19 protein-coding genes are annotated in these 16,066 nt (G+C 29.0%); 8 read left to right on the forward strand and 11 right to left on the reverse strand.

Translation table 11 applies throughout. The features are described 5' to 3' along the window. Positions 1–5: 5 nt before the first annotated feature. From ACMCMH_RS03235 to ACMCMH_RS03270, 8 genes are read right to left on the reverse strand one after another with little or no spacing between them, the layout of a single operon-like run. On the reverse strand, positions 6–875 hold the full coding sequence (locus ACMCMH_RS03235; protein ID WP_412727995.1) for a septal ring lytic transglycosylase RlpA family protein: 870 nt from the start codon (positions 873–875) through the stop codon (positions 6–8). Continuing rightward, positions 850–2,235, reverse strand: coding sequence for a LysM peptidoglycan-binding domain-containing protein (locus tag ACMCMH_RS03240; RefSeq protein ID WP_412727041.1), 1,386 nt, complete (start codon positions 2,233–2,235; stop codon positions 850–852). The genes ACMCMH_RS03235 and ACMCMH_RS03240 overlap by 26 nt, the downstream gene beginning before the upstream one ends. 36 nt (positions 2,236–2,271) lie before the next feature. After that, positions 2,272–3,063: a TatD family hydrolase gene (locus ACMCMH_RS03245; protein WP_412727043.1), complete on the reverse strand. Its 792-nt coding sequence runs from the start codon at positions 3,061–3,063 to the stop codon at positions 2,272–2,274. A gap of 9 nt (positions 3,064–3,072) precedes the next feature. After that, positions 3,073–3,366, reverse strand: coding sequence for a hypothetical protein (locus ACMCMH_RS03250; RefSeq protein ID WP_412727045.1), 294 nt, complete (start codon positions 3,364–3,366; stop codon positions 3,073–3,075). A 54-nt stretch (positions 3,367–3,420) separates the two neighbouring features. Next, complete coding sequence (gene hslU / locus ACMCMH_RS03255) at positions 3,421–4,749, reverse strand: ATP-dependent protease ATPase subunit HslU (RefSeq protein ID WP_412727047.1); 1,329 nt, start codon at positions 4,747–4,749, stop codon at positions 3,421–3,423. Continuing rightward, positions 4,749–5,303, reverse strand: a complete 555-nt coding sequence (gene hslV / locus ACMCMH_RS03260) for an ATP-dependent protease subunit HslV (RefSeq protein WP_412727049.1) — start codon at positions 5,301–5,303, stop codon at positions 4,749–4,751. The genes hslU and hslV overlap by 1 nt, the downstream gene beginning before the upstream one ends. 3 nt (positions 5,304–5,306) lie before the next feature. After that, positions 5,307–5,756: a 50S ribosomal protein L9 gene (gene rplI, locus ACMCMH_RS03265; RefSeq protein ID WP_412727051.1), complete on the reverse strand. Its 450-nt coding sequence runs from the start codon at positions 5,754–5,756 to the stop codon at positions 5,307–5,309. A gap of 56 nt (positions 5,757–5,812) precedes the next feature. Next, complete coding sequence (locus tag ACMCMH_RS03270) at positions 5,813–6,595, reverse strand: response regulator (protein WP_412727053.1); 783 nt, start codon at positions 6,593–6,595, stop codon at positions 5,813–5,815. A 165-nt stretch (positions 6,596–6,760) separates the two neighbouring features. Between ACMCMH_RS03270 and rpsO the strand changes: the two genes are divergently transcribed. From rpsO to ACMCMH_RS03305, 7 genes are all read left to right on the forward strand, one after another. Further along, positions 6,761–7,033, forward strand: a complete 273-nt coding sequence (gene rpsO, locus ACMCMH_RS03275; protein WP_412727055.1) for a 30S ribosomal protein S15 — start codon at positions 6,761–6,763, stop codon at positions 7,031–7,033. Positions 7,034–7,165: 132 nt separating this feature from the next. After that, positions 7,166–7,564, forward strand: coding sequence for an Rrf2 family transcriptional regulator (locus ACMCMH_RS03280; protein ID WP_412727057.1), 399 nt, complete (start codon positions 7,166–7,168; stop codon positions 7,562–7,564). Positions 7,565–7,633: 69 nt separating this feature from the next. After that, positions 7,634–8,686, forward strand: a complete 1,053-nt coding sequence (locus ACMCMH_RS03285; protein WP_412727059.1) for a DHH family phosphoesterase — start codon at positions 7,634–7,636, stop codon at positions 8,684–8,686. 4 nt (positions 8,687–8,690) lie between these two features. Further along, positions 8,691–9,437, forward strand: coding sequence for a sigma 54-interacting transcriptional regulator (locus tag ACMCMH_RS03290; protein ID WP_412727061.1), 747 nt, complete (start codon positions 8,691–8,693; stop codon positions 9,435–9,437). After that, positions 9,430–10,116, forward strand: coding sequence for a hypothetical protein (locus ACMCMH_RS03295; RefSeq protein ID WP_412727063.1), 687 nt, complete (start codon positions 9,430–9,432; stop codon positions 10,114–10,116). Before ACMCMH_RS03290 ends, ACMCMH_RS03295 begins: the two co-directional genes overlap by 8 nt. Positions 10,117–10,195: 79 nt before the next feature. Then, positions 10,196–11,383 carry an ammonium transporter gene (locus ACMCMH_RS03300; protein WP_412727065.1) on the forward strand — a complete coding sequence of 396 codons (1,188 nt, stop codon included), beginning with the start codon at positions 10,196–10,198 and terminating at the stop codon, positions 11,381–11,383. Between the two features lie 24 nt (positions 11,384–11,407). Then, entirely contained in the window at positions 11,408–11,746 is a 339-nt protein-coding gene (locus ACMCMH_RS03305) for a P-II family nitrogen regulator (RefSeq protein WP_412727067.1), read from the forward strand. A gap of 65 nt (positions 11,747–11,811) precedes the next feature. Here ACMCMH_RS03305 and ACMCMH_RS03310 read toward each other — a convergent pair whose 3' ends face one another. Further along, entirely contained in the window at positions 11,812–12,723 is a 912-nt protein-coding gene (locus tag ACMCMH_RS03310) for an AEC family transporter (protein ID WP_412727069.1), read from the reverse strand. A gap of 86 nt (positions 12,724–12,809) precedes the next feature. On the opposite strand from ACMCMH_RS03310, the gene ACMCMH_RS03315 reads away from it, so the two are divergent. Then, positions 12,810–13,298 (forward strand): hypothetical protein, encoded by a 489-nt coding sequence (locus ACMCMH_RS03315; protein WP_412727071.1) that lies wholly within the window; start codon positions 12,810–12,812, stop codon positions 13,296–13,298. A gap of 48 nt (positions 13,299–13,346) precedes the next feature. Here ACMCMH_RS03315 and ACMCMH_RS03320 read toward each other — a convergent pair whose 3' ends face one another. Both ACMCMH_RS03320 and guaB read right to left on the reverse strand, forming a co-directional pair. Next, complete coding sequence (locus ACMCMH_RS03320; protein ID WP_412727073.1) at positions 13,347–14,546, reverse strand: aminotransferase class I/II-fold pyridoxal phosphate-dependent enzyme; 1,200 nt, start codon at positions 14,544–14,546, stop codon at positions 13,347–13,349. A gap of 61 nt (positions 14,547–14,607) precedes the next feature. Then, positions 14,608–16,053 carry an IMP dehydrogenase gene (gene guaB, locus ACMCMH_RS03325; protein ID WP_412727075.1) on the reverse strand — a complete coding sequence of 482 codons (1,446 nt, stop codon included), beginning with the start codon at positions 16,051–16,053 and terminating at the stop codon, positions 14,608–14,610. Positions 16,054–16,066 lie beyond the last annotated feature (13 nt).

Genomic DNA, 16,066 nt, shown 5'->3' on the forward strand with positions numbered 1-16,066 from the left:
ACTCCTTATTCAGCTATTATCATAGCTTTTTTTAGATTATAATTCTTTTTAAAATCTTCTGCTTCTTGTTCACTTCTAAACCCACTAATCCAAACTCTTTTAACTGGTTTTCCTAATAATGTACTATCTTTTAAAATAACTTTATACTCTTTTTCTAGCACTAAATCAAATTTTCGTTTTGTTACATTTGCACCTGCAATTTTAGCAAATACTCCAACTTGTACATAATAATTTGACATACTTCGTACAGCTTTCTTTTCCTCTTTTGTTCTAGCTATTTTTCCATTAAATCCAATAACAGTTACTCGAACTCTTGCTGTACCTTTTTTTACCATATCAATAGCATGAGCAGCTTTATTTGAAAGATCTATAATCCTTCCACTTACAAAAGGTCCTCTATCATTGATCCGCACAATTGTAGATTTTCCATTTTCTAAATTCTGCACTTTTACCATTGTATTCATAGGAAGTGTTTTATGTGCCGCTGTATTTGCATACATATTATAAAGCTCACCGTTGCTTGTTTTTTTTGCATGAAATTTTGGACCATACCAAGAAGCAATTCCTCTTAACTGATCGTTTATTCTAGCAACTGTTGGATAGTACTTCTTACCAAAAACTTCATAAGGACGCATTGTTGCTCTATGCATCGCTTTACTATTTCTTATTTTTGAAGTAGAAGTATATTTTGAAGTGCTAGCTTTAACAGATGAACGCTTACTATTAGTACTATTATAACTTGATGAATAACTATTTGGCTCATAATAACTTTTATTAACATAGCCATATCTATTTGTTGAACTACATCCAATAAAAAGAATTGCTATAAAAAAAACAAAGATATATTTTTTATTTAAATTTAATAACAAGTTTATCTCCTATATTAATTCTACTTGTTTTTAAATTATTATCTTTCATAAGTTTTTTAAATTTTATTTTATGACTAGATGCAATTTTTCCTAAAGTATCTCCTACTTTTACTATATAATTAACTGGTCTTTTATAAACATCTGGATCAATTGGAATCATCAATTTTTGATTTAATCTTACAATTGTTGTTTTTAATTTATTATGTCTTTGAATATCCTTATAATTCAAACCATATTCTCTTCCAATTGATGATAAAGTATCTCCTCGTTTAACTTGATACATTTCATATTGAGTAGACTTTAAATTTTCTTTATTGAGATTAAACCTTGATAGTTTTGAATAAGGTATATACAGTCTGTAAGTATCATCATCCATAGGTAAAAGATCTCTTTTTATATGTTGATTTAACTCTTTTAACTTATTTTTATTAATACCAATAACTTCAGCAACATTTCTTAATAAAATACCACCTTTAATATCAATGCTAGCAATAGGATCACTCATACCTCTATTTAATAAATGTGTATTTTCATCTTTTATCAAAAAATCACTGTTATTCATCATAGCAAGTGAGATTATTTTTCTAATATATCCACGACTTTCTTCAGGAATATATTGTCTACTTACACCTTTTTGTACTACTAATAATTTATCAATATCTGGTTTATATTTCCATTTTTTAACTATTCGATATATTTTATTTATCTCTCTAAATTTTACTTTTTTAGCTTGATAAAGTCGCATAGTTGTTCTAAATTTATTAATTTGAGGTTCTTTTCGACAAACCTTATACCCTACATCTTCACAGTACATATCGATAGTAGCACGAGTAAGTCCCTCTATAACTCTTCCCTCTCCACAATTATACGCCACAGCTGCTAAATACCATTTATCAAACATACTATGAAGTTTTTTCAAATAAGTTACTGCAGCTTCTGTAGACTTTACTATATCCATTCGTTCATCTATATATTCATTTGTTCGTAATCCATAATGATTGGCTGTTGGTTGCATAAATTGCCATAAACCTTTGGCACTTTTATTTGATGAAGCGTTTAATATAAAATTTGATTCAGCCATTACTAAATATAAAAAGGCTGATGGTATTTTATTTTCTCTTAAAACTTTTTTGATTTGGGGCACGAATAGATGTGCATTGTTTAATTTTTGGGTATACCCTTTTTTACTAAATCGTAATCTATTTTGAAACTCTTCTTGTAACTTGTAATCTGTTATATAATCTGAACTGATATCTAATTCTTCTAAAACACTTAAGTCATTGTGTACAAATGCAGTACTTACAAGGGTTGCATTCGAGAATGAGATAGTTCCAAATAATAAAACTATTTTTAAAAATACTTTCAAATAAATACCTTTTTGTTAATTTTGTATTTATTTTATCTAATTTTTTATATCAAACTCTTTAAATAATTTTTTTGCATTTTCCGTAGTAAGTTTTGAGACTTCCGATTTACTCATCGACAAGATTTCTGAAATTTTTGTAACTACATTATTAGTATATTTTGGTTCATTTCGCGTACCTCGAAATGGATGTGGGGTAAGATAAGGTCCATCTGTTTCTACAATAAGTTTATTAAGAGGAATTTTGGGCAAAATATCAACTAGTTTTTTTGCATTTTTAAATGTAATCACCCCTCCAACTGAGAAATAAAAATTATGCTCACTTAAAGGTAAAAGATGTTCACTTGCATTAAAACAATGTAAAACTCCACCTACTTCTTTTGCATTGTGTTGCATCAAAATTGTTTTACTATCATCTGAAGCATCACGAATATGTACAATTAAAGGTTTTTTTACATCTTTAGCAAAGTTTATTTGATCTATAAATATTTTTTTTTGAAGTGCTATATTTTCGGCTTTTTCAATCTCATCTTCTGGAAGTCTAAAATAATCAAGACCACATTCTCCAACAGCAATGCATTTTGGATGAGTTATATATGTTTTGAGTATATCCAAATCATAGTTTTCACAATCATACGGATGCACGCCAGCTGCAAAATACACTTCAGGATATTTTTCTGCTAGCATTTTTGCTCTTGGTAAATCTTTAGGATCTGCACCAGGTATAAGAATAGCTTCTATACCTTCATTTAGTGCTGTTTGTATTACAGTATCAACATCATCTTGATACTGAATATTGTCTAGGTGACAATGAGTGTCTATTATTGGCATCTATTTATATTATAAACCCATTCTAGTTTTAACTTCACCAAGTAATTCTGGTAACTTCTCAAGATCATCTCTTTTAATCCACGCATTTATTCCAAAATTTTTGAATGCATCATAGTCACTAGGATCATCGATAATTGCAATTGAAGTATACTTCTCTTTACACGCTTCATGTTTTTTTTCTTCATAGTCAAATATACTGTTAATATCTAATAATATAACATCAGCATCACCTTCACACCCACTATGAATAAAGCAAATATCGTAACCTTTTGCTTCTATATCTTCAAAACTTGTAATCTTCATCTCATATCTCCATTTTTAAGTATTTACATTTTAACAGAATAAATCTTAATCTACCTATAGAATATACCTTGCTGTATCTTCATTTTGCGCTATCTCTTCTAGTTTCTCTTTCACTAATTCTTCTGTTACTGTTATTGTTTCACCAGAATGTTCATCAGCATCAAAACTAATATCTTCTAAAACTTTCTCAATCACAGTATGTAATCTTCTTGCTCCTATATCTTCAGCATTTTCATTTGCACTTACACTCAATCTTGCAAAAGCATGAATAGCTGCATCATCAAACTCTAAGTTCACACCTTCTACATCGAGTAATGCTTTATACTGTCGAAGCAATGAATTTTTAGTATTTGTTAAAATCTTATATAAATCAGCCTCTTCTAGCGGATTTAACTCAACTCTTAAAGGAAATCTACCTTGTAATTCTGGTAATAAATCACTTGGTTTACTTACATGAAATGCACCAGCAGCAATAAACAATATATGGTCTGTTTTTACTTGTCCATATTTTGTATGTACTGAACTACCTTCAACTATAGGTAATAAATCTCTTTGAACACCCTCTTTACTTGGATCTTGGTTTTTATTATTACTCCCTGTAGCAATTTTATCGATCTCATCAAGAAAAATGATACCACCATTTTCACATCTATTTAACGCTTCTGTTTTTAAAGACTCTTTATCAAGTAAATTATCACTAGCCATACCTCTTAAAAGTTTTTTAGCTTCTTTGATAGTAACTTCTTTTTTGATTTTTTCTTTGCCCATTTTTCCCATCATACTATTGATGCTTTCACTAATAGCACTCATATCCATAGGCATATTACTATCAACAATCTCTACATGTGTTGTTTTAGGAAGTTCTATAGTAATTTTTTTATCATCCATATCACCATTTTTCACTTTAGATTCCATTAGATTATATGTTTTGATAAAAGATTCTTTTGCATTTTCACTTGCAGATTCTGGTAAAGGTGGTACAAGAATTTCTACAATTTGTTTTATAACCTCATCATCGATAGAACCTTGAATTTGCTCTTCATACTCTTTTGTTACTAGATTATATGATTCATGTGCTAAATCTTTTACCATAGACTCAACTTCTCTACCAACATACCCTACTTCTGTATATTTACTAGCTTCAACTTTAATAAATGGAAGATTCATCATCTTTGCCATTCTTCTAGCGATTTCTGTTTTACCTACACCAGTACTACCAATCATTAAAATATTTTTTGGCATGATTTCATCTTGAAGTTCAGCTTCTAACTGCATTCTTCTGTATCTGTTTCTTAAGGCAATAGCAATTGTTTTTTTAGCATCTTTTTGACCTATAATATAATCATCAAGATAAGTTACTATCTCTTTAGGAGTCATATTCATTATTTATTTTCCTTATCATCTAATGTTAATGTTTTGATATTTTGATTTGTATAAATACATAATTCACCTGCTGTCATTAAAGACTCTTTAACCAACTCTAAAGGCTCTAAGTTTGAGTGCTTTTTTAATGCTCTTGCTGCTGCAATTGCAAAGTTACCACCACTTCCTATAGAAGCTAAACAACCGTCTTCTGGCTCAACAACATCTCCTGTACCACTTAAAATAAAAATATGATTCTCATTTAATACAAGCATCATAGCTTCTAATTGTCTTAAATGCTTATCTTTTCTCCACTCTTTAGAGAAGTTTACAACAGATTTCAATAAATCACCTTTTGAATTTTCAAGGTGTGTTTCGAACATATCAAAAAGATTAAAAGCATCTGCAGTACTTCCAGCGAATCCTGCTAGAACTTCCCCTTTTACCCCCACTCTTCTTATCTTTGTAGCATTATTTTTTAAGACTGTATTTCCAAATGTCACTTGTCCATCCCCACCTATAACAGCTTTACCATCTTCACTTTTATAAGCAAGTATCGTTGTTGCATCAAACATCAATTAAACCTCTGCAATCACATCAATTTTTGCTAACGCGTGAATACCATTTCCAAGTTTACAATCAACCTCAAAAATACCAACAGTTTTTATTTTTTCTTTTAGTGTAATTTGTTTTTTATCTATTGCTATTTGCGCTTGAGCATACATAACTTGTTGTATCTCTTTATTTGTAACACTTCCAATAAGATGTCCATTTGCACCAACTTTGTGTTTTACTGTAAATTTTGAACTATCGATTTTTTCTTTTATCTCTTGTGCTTCTTGTATCTCTGCTGCTAATATATCTTTTAAGTTTTGTTGTTTTTCTTCCCACTCTTGAAGTACTTCAGGTGTTGCATGTTTTGCATATCCTTTACCTATTAAAAAATTTTTTCCATAACCATCTTTTACTTCTTTTACATCACCAGCAACTCCTAATGATTTCACATCTTTTATTAATAATACTTTCATATTTTATTCCTATTTATTTGATATCTAACATAATATTATAACATATACTATCTTAGCTAATTTTTCTCTAAAAGTTTTTTTAAAATCAACTTTAATTTATTTTCTTCAATCGGTTTTCCAAGCCAAGCTTTTGCTGTAATTAATTTTCCCAACTGATTAATATTATCATAATTTTTTGGGATAAGCATGACAATGGGTAAATTTTTCGTAGCATAATCTACTTTTATCATCTCTGCTAATTCTATAGACTTTTCATTTGGCAAACTAAAATCACAAAATAATATATCTATAGGATATTTTTTAATTTTTTTCCAACCATCTTCTGTATTATCTGAAGTTAAAACATTATACCCTTCATCCGTAGCAATTTTTTTTACCATATATCTTACTAAAGCAGCATCATCAATCACTAAAACTGTTTTAAGCTCATCATATTGTTGCTTTTTATTCTCTGCAATATGAATGTATTTAGTAAATTCATTCTCGAAGTCCATGAAAACATTTTCAGATTCATCATCATCGAAAATACCTTGTGAAATATTATCTACAAGTAATGAGATAAAATTCTTTAATTCAAAAAATAAATGAGCCAATTGATTATCAAATTGAAGCTTGTCCTCTCTGACAAATTGTAAAACATCTTCAGCTTTATGCGTCAATGCAACTACTTCAAACATCCCCAACAAATCTGCTGTACCCTTTATAGTATGAATTGAGCGAAAAACTTCGTTTATATTTTCTTTAGTACAATTACCAGATTGGATATCTATAATAGAGTTTTCTAAACTCGTTAATTTATTTTTAAATTCATCAAAAAATATATTTTGTTCAATCTCCATATAATATATACCCCTTTTGAGTTGAATGTTCATTATACAATAAATGAATTGAATTATCAGTTATGTTCACTTAAGCTTAAATATACTTAACATTCACTATAATTTTGTTCCATTTTGTAAATTTAATATTTACATTTGAGACTATATACCGATCAGGAGGCCAAAATGGCTTTAGATTTGGACGTAAAACAAGCGATTGTTACTAAACACCAAAGAGACGAAAAAGATACAGGTTCTGCAGAAGTGCAGATTGCAATATTAAGTGCACAAATCGTAAGATTAACAGATCATTTAAAAGAAAACCATAAAGATCATCATTCAAGATTAGGTCTACTAAAAATGGTTGGTAAAAGAAAAAGACTTCTTAAATATTTAAGAAGAAAAGATTTTGCTAAATTTACACAACTTGTTGCTGATTTAGGTATCAGAGCAAAATAATCCAAAAAAAGTAAGTTTAAAAACTTGCTTTTTTCTTAATTATATCTTATTATAAACAGATAAGATAAACTTTTTATACTTTGCACAAATCATTTTTGTATAATCATTTCAAGATTAAAATTTAGGAGATAAATGTTATTAACTAAAAAAAGTGAATATGCGCTTCTTTCATTAGTAAGTATTGCACAAAGTACTACTCCTAAAAATGTAGAACAATTATCAACTGAATTAAACATTTCAAAATCTTTTTTAGCAAAAATACTACAAAATTTAGCTAAAAATAATATCCTCAATTCTTATAAGGGGAATAATGGTGGCTTCACACTGAAAAAACCATGTGAAGAGCTTACAATATTTGAGATCACTACAATAGCTGAACAAAAATTTCCAACAGTTTTTGAATGTACAACCTCTACAGAAACCTGTGAAGGTAACAAAGATGGAAAATGTACGATATTTCCTCTGTTAAATAATCTACAATTTAAAATAAATGATTTTCTAAATCAACTCACTTTAAAAGACATATTATAAAAAGTTCGTTACAATATGTAAAATAAACAAAATATTGTTCATTTTACATACAAAAGGATTGTTAATAATATGAAATTTTTTCATCTCTCACATACAGATTTAGATGGTTTTGGCTGTCAATTCACTACACTACTACTCTTTCCAAATGCAATATATTATAATGCCAACTATGGAATTGAAGTAAAAATGTATCTCAAAGATATTTTAGAAAAAATTGAAGAGACAAACAAAAATGAAGAGATATTTTTTTTAATAACAGATTTAAATCTTACAGCAGACGAGTCTAAAAACTTAAATAAACACATTATAAACTTAAATGAAAATGATGGATATAATATTACACTGCAACTCCTTGATCATCATGCAACTGGACAAAAAAGCGCGGATAAATATGACTGGTATTATCTAGATACAACTAGAAGTGCAACAAAAATAACTTATGATTATTTATGTAAAAACTATCCCTCTTTTCAAGAATCGATACCATCAAATTTTGAACAACTAATCCAAGCGATTAATGCTGTTGATATTTGGTTAGACAATGATGAATTATTTGAATTTGGAAAAGTATGTATGAGTATGATTTCAAAAGCATATGAAATAAACAATATTTTGTTCAATACACAAAGTAGAGAATACAAATTTTATTTACTCAATAAAACATTAGAGTTTGTAAATAGAACAAATGGACATATCACATTGGATGAAAATATTTATAAACTCAAAAAAGAGTTTTTAAATATTGAAAAAAAAGACGATACAATAGATAATATAAGTTCACATTATTTAGTCAAATCACTTGACAACAAAAAAGAAGAACTTACTGTATATTACCAAGGTCAAAAAGGTTTGCTCACCTATAATTTAGGAGGAATTTCTATCCCTGCAAATGCATTTTTAAAAGCAAACGAAGATTATGATTTTTTTATAGATATTAATAGACGAGGTCGTACTGGTTTTCGAGCTAACAATAAATTAGATGTATCGCTTTTAGCACAAAAATTAGCGGGTGGAGGTGGTCATCCAAATGCAAGTGGAGCTGCTTTTAAAGACTTTAAAGAAACAGTTCTTTATAATGATGTAAAAAAATTTATACAAAATAAACTAGATAATTGTAAATAATATTATGAAAAAATTTATTGCAGAATCTGAAGAATCAAAAAAAATTTTAAATATTGTTCAAATGTCTTCAAATTTACCTGTTAATATAATCATTACAGGAGAAAGAGGTGTGGGGAAAAAACTTCTAGCCAAAGAGATATTACCACAAGCCATTTGTTTTGATGGTAAACTTTTAGAAAATAGTATTATTAATAATACAGTAAATATCCAGCAATATAAAGAACTAATAATCACTGATATACATTTGGTTCTCAATAAAAAAGAATTTTTAGCAAATTTATCCAATATTAAAATTATTGCAACTGCCCAAACAACCATTCATGATATTGAAGAACAATTTGCGATTAAAGTTAATATCTCACCACTTGAAGAAAGAGAAGAAGACTTAAAAATTATTTCACAAGAATATATAAATAGTGCAAACAAAATTTATAATACAAATATTACTTTGGATAATATTCATCTAGATATCTCTCAAAATGGTATCTCTCTAAAAAAATCGATTTATAAAAATACTTTATTGAACTCTTTAAATAGTGAAGAGATTAATCAAGCACTTGAACACTATATAGATAAAAAACTAGATGAACAAAAAACTTATAAAGACTTTTTAAAGGTGATTGAGATACCATTACTCAATATTGCAAAAATAAAATTTAAGTCCCAACTACAAATGGCAACAAAACTCAATCTTAACAGAATAACTTTAAGAAAAAAACTAGAACAATATTTTGGAAATAACCATGAATAATTTTTATGAAAAACTACTTGAACATGATTTAAACCCTTATTTTATTTTTAATGCAAATGGTAAAATACTAAAATTTAATAAAGAGGCTGAATTTTTACTAAACTATGTTAGTATTAAGGAGCTTTTCAACCTTGCTGTAGATAATGCAAGTCAAGATTTTGGTTTTTCTCAGAAGTTCATACCTCTAAAATTTAATAAACATGAATATTACGCTATCTTAGTAGGATATACATCAGATGATGAGATTGCACTTCGTTTATATAAAGTAGTTTCAAATCAAACAAATACTATCAATAGTGACAAACTAAAGCTTGTGAATATTTTTAGTTTAATCGAACTATCTAAAAACACAACTCTTCTAAATAGTAACCTCAAAATAAAAGAAGTTTATGATATTTCTCTCCCTGAAATGAAAATAAATATTAATGAATTTTTGCTATGCTTAAATGAATGTTTTAAATATTTTATTGAAGATGATGAGATAACATTAAAAGTAAAAATGAAAGTTGGTGAATATGAAGTGATTGATAATCAAAAATATAAAATCATGTCTTTATTATTTTCAGCAAATCGGATGGTCAAAGGAGATCATACATTAGAAGAGAAAGCAAATAGATCTAATGTCAACATTTTTTTTAGTCAAAATAGTATTAAACTTGAATTACCTATTATCTTATAATTGTATATTTTATATACAATTATAAGTTTTTATTTATTCTCTTCTATGGTATAGTAACAAAAAAATTTGAGGATAAAATATGTCACATGAAATCTCTTATATAATTGACACACTATTTATAATTTTTTCTTTTGTACTTATCATTTTTATGGTACCTGGATTTGCGATGCTTGAGGCAGGTATAGTACGAACAAAAAATGTTACAGCCGTGTTAATGATCAATACTATGATATATGCTTTTGCATCATTTGCATTTTTAATTATTGGATATCATATTGCTTTTGGCGCATTTGAAAATGAAAACATGAGTAAATGGGCTTTTGTATTGTTTCAAATGGCTTTTGTTGGTAAAGTAATTAATATTATGAGTGGGGGAGTTAGTGAAAGAGCTCGAATTATACCACTTACTATATTTGCTGTAATAATGGCAGCATTTATTTATCCCCTTGTTGTAAATATAACATGGGGTTCAAATTTATTACAAAATACAATATTTAACCTTAGTATATATGACCTTGCAGGAAGTACTGTAATTCATTCTACAGGTGGGTGGGCTTTATTAGCAGCTATATTTATTATTGGACCAAGAGTTCATAGATACGGGAAAAATGGTGCAGTAAGAGTAATACCTGCATCAAATATACCACTTGTAACTTTAGGTGCTTTTTTACTCTGGATAGGATGGTTTGGATTCAATGGAGGAAGTGTTGGATCTATCACTTCAAAAGAAAATGCAGATTTAGTGGCACTCACTATTCTCAATACAAATACAGCAGGATTATCAGGAGCAATTATCGCTGGTGCATTAATGCTCATTAAGTATAAAAAGCTTGATATTACTATGGTATTAAATGGTGCTTTAGGTGGACTAGTATCTATTACTGCTGGTCCTGATTTATATAATATTTATCAGCCTATTTTGATTGGAGCAATTGGTGGTGTACTCGTTGTGTTTGCTGTACCAGTTTTTGACAAATTCAAATTAGATGATCCAGTTGGGGCATTATCTGTGCATCTAGTAAATGGTATCTGGGGGACACTTGCTGTTGGTATTTTTGCAAGTAATCCAGAAGAAGGGATAACTTTTATAGGACAATTACAAGGGGTAATTACAATTGCCATATTTGCTTTTATAAGTAGTTATATAGTATTATTCCTTATAAATAAAATTATGCCACTAAGAATCAATCATGATGAAGAGCAAGAGGGTCTTGATGTAAATGAATGTGGGCTTGAAGCCTACCCAGAATTCAAAAGAGCATTTTAATATAACTAGAACAAGGGAACCTAAATGAAAAAAATTGAAGCGATTATAAAACCATTTAAGCTAGAGGATGTAAAAGATGCTCTAACAGAGGCAGGTATAACAGGTATGACTGTAACAGATGTAAAAGGGTATGGAAGACAACAAGGACATAGTGAACTTTATAGAGGTGCGGAGTATATTGTAGATTTTTTACCAAAAATCAAGATTGATTTAGTTGTTGCAAATGCACAAGTTGATGAAGTACTCACTATTATTTCAGAAGCTGCTAAAACTGGTAAAATTGGTGATGGTAAAATTTTTGTTTCTGCTGTTGAAAAAATCATTAGAATTCGAACAAGTGAAGAGGACGAAGAAGCAATTTAGATAGTATAATAACTATCTAAATTGACTACACATTAACTCACATTAAACAAATATCATTTTCACTCTTATCTAAAAATCCAAGTAACAATTTCTATATTAAAATAGATCAAAAATAAAAATAAAAAACTACTCATTAAAATAGCACCAGCAACAGATGATGGCTTGCAATTATAAAGTGCGGCTATATTAACATTTGTAACTGCTAAAGGAGCAAAAAGTGAAATAAGTAGTATTACAGCTATCTGATTATCCAGATCTGAATATAATGCAAAAACAATCCCCACAGCAGGTAAAAATACTAGTTTAACAAAACTGATTGATAAACTTAATTTATAATCATGCTCTCTCAATTTTACTTTACTTAAATAAATACCTAAGATGATAAGTTGTATCACAATTGCAGCATATGCGCCCATCTCTAATACTAAGTTAATTTGGGGATCAATTGAAATACTAAAATAATTGAAAAGTAATGCTATTAATGCAAACCAAAGAATAGGTATCTTCACCATTGATATCAAGGATTCTTTTAAGCTAAAAGAACTTTTTGCATAAAAAAATATTCCAATAGTATAAATAAAGAAAATATTTGCAATATTGATCATACTAGTATAAGGAACACTACTTTCTCCAAATAATGCGATACCAAGTGGGATAGAAAGATTTCCCGTATTTCCTATTAAAGAGGATACTATAAATATTGATTGCTCCTGTTTGTCTTCAAAAATATACTTAGCAACTAAGAGTAAAAATATAAGTACTGATATTATAACCAGTAGATATACTAATGGTAAATACAATAAATCATTATTTATAGAGACTCTAGTCAGTCCCCAAAATGTTAAGATAGGTTGTAAAAAGTACACAGATAAAAGAATAAGTGTTTTTTCATTTATATCATGAGTAAATATTTTTTTAAGTGCATATCCAATACAAATAAACAAATAAATTGAAGTAATTATTATTAGTGTTTCCATTGCGTGAGTATATTCAAAAGATTTCAATAAGTCAAATAAAAAATTTACTATTATTAATGTATAATCATACAAAAAAAGGAGTATATATGTTTGAGAAGTTAAAAGAGAATATTATCAACTATATTTACAATATTTCAAAACAACCCGTTAAGTTAAATGTTTTATTACAAGCAAATATACTTTTTAATGAAGGGATGAAATTAGATGGAACAAAACTAGGATTTAGACTTAGAGCAGCTAGAGCTTATCTTCTTTTTTTAGTTTTAATACATCTAATTATCATTCCTACTTCTTACATTATACATGAGTTATTTGCCGCTTTAGATTGTCATGCTTCAATTATTATAGCAGTTATATTTACAGCTTTTTTATTTGGTATTTTTAACTATTTTAAAGAGTGGACAAATGATGAAGTGTCGAAGATGAGAATTAAACAAATGTGGTCTTTACATTTTCCCCATTTCCCTTATGATGAATTTCATGTGGAAGTATCTAATATTTTTGAAAAAGCAAAAAATGAAGATATTAAACATGTTGATTTAGAGCGATATATTTTAGATCATTTATCAGCTTAATCATTCAACAAAAAAGTGATTTGATCACTCTTTTGTTTTATTTAAAGATTATTTAGATGATTCAAAACAATTAAGTAAATCATCTATGATATCTTGAGGTTTTTCTAAACCAATAGATACTCTAATAAGCCCTTCTGTGATACCTAAATATTTTTTTTCACTATCAGAAAAATCTTGATATATAGTACTAGCCATATGTAATCCTAAAGTTCGGCTATCTCCTATATTAGCAGTAAGAATTAAAAGCTTCGAACTATCCAAAAATTTGTATGCCTTCTCTTTTGTTTCCATATCAATAGTAATCATTGAACCACAACCATCTTTAAATGATTCTTTATATAATAGATTATCTTTATTCTCTTCCAATGAAGGATGATTAACACAAACTCCTTCACTTTTTAAAATTTGTGCTATTATTTCACATGAAGTATTTATTCTATTACTTCGTAACTCTAAAGTTTCCAGCCCTAAAAGTGTTTGATAACTGCTATGCGCATTTGCACTCATTCCAAAATCTCTTAAAGCTCTTTTTTTAGCACATCCTATTAAAGCTTTCCCCTTTAATTTGTTGATAAAAGGTTTTAAAAATTCATATCTAGCAGTATGAAACTTATCACTTAGTTTTACCTCTTTGAAAATTGCAATACCACCTAAAGCAGAAGAGTTTCCGCTTAATATTTTAGTCGTTGAGTATATAACAACATCGGCACCATAGTCAAAAGGTTTTATAACTAAAGGTGTAATTGTATTATCGATAATAAAAGCAATATTATGTTTTGTTGCTATTTGACCTAAAGCAGCTAAATCGGGTAATCGTAAACTTGGATTCCCAATCGACTCACAGAAAATTACTTTTGTTTTTGTAGTGATACTGTTTTCAATATTATCTAAGTCATCTACTTCTAAAAATTTTGTATTGATTCCAAAACGAGGTAATGTTTGAGACATTAAAGCATAAGACCCGCCAAATAAGCCACCAATAGCAATAATTTCATCTCCAGATGAACATAAGCTTGTTATAACCATACTAATAGCACCCATGCCTGAACTTGTTGCAACTGCACCAATTCCATTCTCCATAGCTGTGAGTTTCTCTTCAAGTTGTGATGATGTAGGATTACCCATTCTCGAATATAGAAATTCTTTAGAGTTTCCTGAAAATATATCTTCCGCTTCTTGTGAATTTTCATAAAAAAATGTTGCAGAAGAAACTATTGGTGTTGATATTGCTCTATTGTATGATTGCATAATGATTTTCCTTAATAGATGAGATAATATAAATAGCTATTTAGCTATTTATATTGAGATATTATATATGATAGTTTGGTGCTTCATTTGTGATTGTTACATCATGTACATGTGACTCTTTAAGTCCAGCACTAGTAATCTCCACAAACTCAGCTGTATTATGGAATGTTGGTATATCTTTACTTCCTAAATAACCCATAGAACTTCGTAGCCCTCCAATAAACTGATGAATAATTTCAGACATAAAACCTTTGTATGGAACCATACCTTCAATACCCTCTGGTACTAGTTTATCAGCAGCTGTTCCTTCTTGGAAATATCTATCAGTACTCCCTTTTGTCATAGCTCCAATTGAACCCATACCTCTATATGATTTAAATTTTCTACCATGTGCTAAAATAACTTCACCAGGAGACTCTTCTGTACCAGCTAAAGCTGATCCCATCATAACACATCCTGCACCAACAGCTAAAGCTTTTGCTACATCACCAGAATATTTGATACCACCATCTGCAATAATAGGAACGCCATATTTAGCACCAGCAGCAGCACACTCGTCAATAGCAGAAATCTGAGGAACACCAACACCAGCAACAATTCTTGTAGTACAAATTGAACCAGGTCCAATTCCAACTTTAACAGCATCAGCTCCTGCTTTGATTAAATCTTCAGTAGCTTCAGCAGTTGCAACATTTCCTGCAATTACATCTACATCTAACTCTTTTTTGATTAATGATACTGTTTCTAAAATCCCTTTCGAATGCCCATGAGCAGAATCTAACACTAATACATCAACGCCAGCTTCAACAAGTGCTCTTGCACGATCTAACTGACCTACTCCAATTGCCGCACCAACAATTAATCTTCCTTTACTATCTTTGATAGCATTTGGGTACTCAATCACTTTATTGATATCTTTAATTGTGATAAGACCTTTTAGTGTTGTATCATCATTAATAATAGGCAATTTTTCAATTTTATTTTGATGCATCACTTCAGCAGCTTCCGCTAATGTTGTTCCATTTTTTCCTGTAATTAATGGCATTTTTGTCATCACATTACCAGCTAATTGAGTAAAATCTTTTATAAATCGAATATCTCTATTTGTCAAAATACCAAGAAGCTTATTATCACTATCTACTACAGGTACACCTGATATTTTATATTCGCTCATCAGTTTTACAGCATCATCAAGTGTTTGATCAGGAGAAACTGAAATAGGATCTATGATCATACCACTTGTACTTTTTTTCACTTTTTTTACTTGTAGTGCTTGTGTTTTTTCATCCATATTTTTGTGAATAATCCCAATTCCACCAAGTCTCGCCATTGCAATTGCCGCTTCATATTCTGTAACTGTATCCATTGCAGCACTTACAAAAGGGATATTTAATGCAATATTTTTAGTTAATTTTGTTTTTAAACAAACTTCTTTTGGTAGAACCTCTGATTTCGCTGGTACAAGTAATACATCTTCAAATGTTAATGCTCTTTTTCTAATTTTCATATTTTAATCCCCT

It is taken from the genome of Arcobacter sp. 15-2 (assembly GCF_047159865.1).
Classification (GTDB): Bacteria; Campylobacterota; Campylobacteria; order Campylobacterales; family Arcobacteraceae; genus JAIOSF01.

Bases quoted from the DNA above. Each gene is read 5' to 3' on its own strand.
- ACMCMH_RS03300 (WP_412727065.1), top strand. From the start codon at position 10,196: ATGTCACATGAAATCTCTTATATAATTGACACACTATTTATAATTTTT.
- rplI (WP_412727051.1), bottom strand. From the start codon at position 5,756: ATGAAAGTATTATTAATAAAAGATGTGAAATCATTAGGAGTTGCTGGT.
- rpsO (WP_412727055.1), top strand. From the start codon at position 6,761: ATGGCTTTAGATTTGGACGTAAAACAAGCGATTGTTACTAAACACCAA.
- ACMCMH_RS03285 (WP_412727059.1), top strand. From the start codon at position 7,634: ATGAAATTTTTTCATCTCTCACATACAGATTTAGATGGTTTTGGCTGT.
- ACMCMH_RS03295 (WP_412727063.1), top strand. From the start codon at position 9,430: ATGAATAATTTTTATGAAAAACTACTTGAACATGATTTAAACCCTTAT.
- ACMCMH_RS03315 (WP_412727071.1), top strand. From the start codon at position 12,810: ATGTTTGAGAAGTTAAAAGAGAATATTATCAACTATATTTACAATATT.
- hslU (WP_412727047.1), bottom strand. From the start codon at position 4,749: ATGAATATGACTCCTAAAGAGATAGTAACTTATCTTGATGATTATATT.
- hslV (WP_412727049.1), bottom strand. From the start codon at position 5,303: ATGTTTGATGCAACAACGATACTTGCTTATAAAAGTGAAGATGGTAAA.
- ACMCMH_RS03320 (WP_412727073.1), bottom strand. From the start codon at position 14,546: ATGCAATCATACAATAGAGCAATATCAACACCAATAGTTTCTTCTGCA.
- ACMCMH_RS03280 (WP_412727057.1), top strand. From the start codon at position 7,166: ATGTTATTAACTAAAAAAAGTGAATATGCGCTTCTTTCATTAGTAAGT.
- ACMCMH_RS03245 (WP_412727043.1), bottom strand. From the start codon at position 3,063: ATGCCAATAATAGACACTCATTGTCACCTAGACAATATTCAGTATCAA.
- ACMCMH_RS03250 (WP_412727045.1), bottom strand. From the start codon at position 3,366: ATGAAGATTACAAGTTTTGAAGATATAGAAGCAAAAGGTTACGATATT.
- ACMCMH_RS03270 (WP_412727053.1), bottom strand. From the start codon at position 6,595: ATGGAGATTGAACAAAATATATTTTTTGATGAATTTAAAAATAAATTA.
- ACMCMH_RS03305 (WP_412727067.1), top strand. From the start codon at position 11,408: ATGAAAAAAATTGAAGCGATTATAAAACCATTTAAGCTAGAGGATGTA.
- ACMCMH_RS03310 (WP_412727069.1), bottom strand. From the start codon at position 12,723: ATGGAAACACTAATAATAATTACTTCAATTTATTTGTTTATTTGTATT.
- ACMCMH_RS03290 (WP_412727061.1), top strand. From the start codon at position 8,691: ATGAAAAAATTTATTGCAGAATCTGAAGAATCAAAAAAAATTTTAAAT.
- guaB (WP_412727075.1), bottom strand. From the start codon at position 16,053: ATGAAAATTAGAAAAAGAGCATTAACATTTGAAGATGTATTACTTGTA.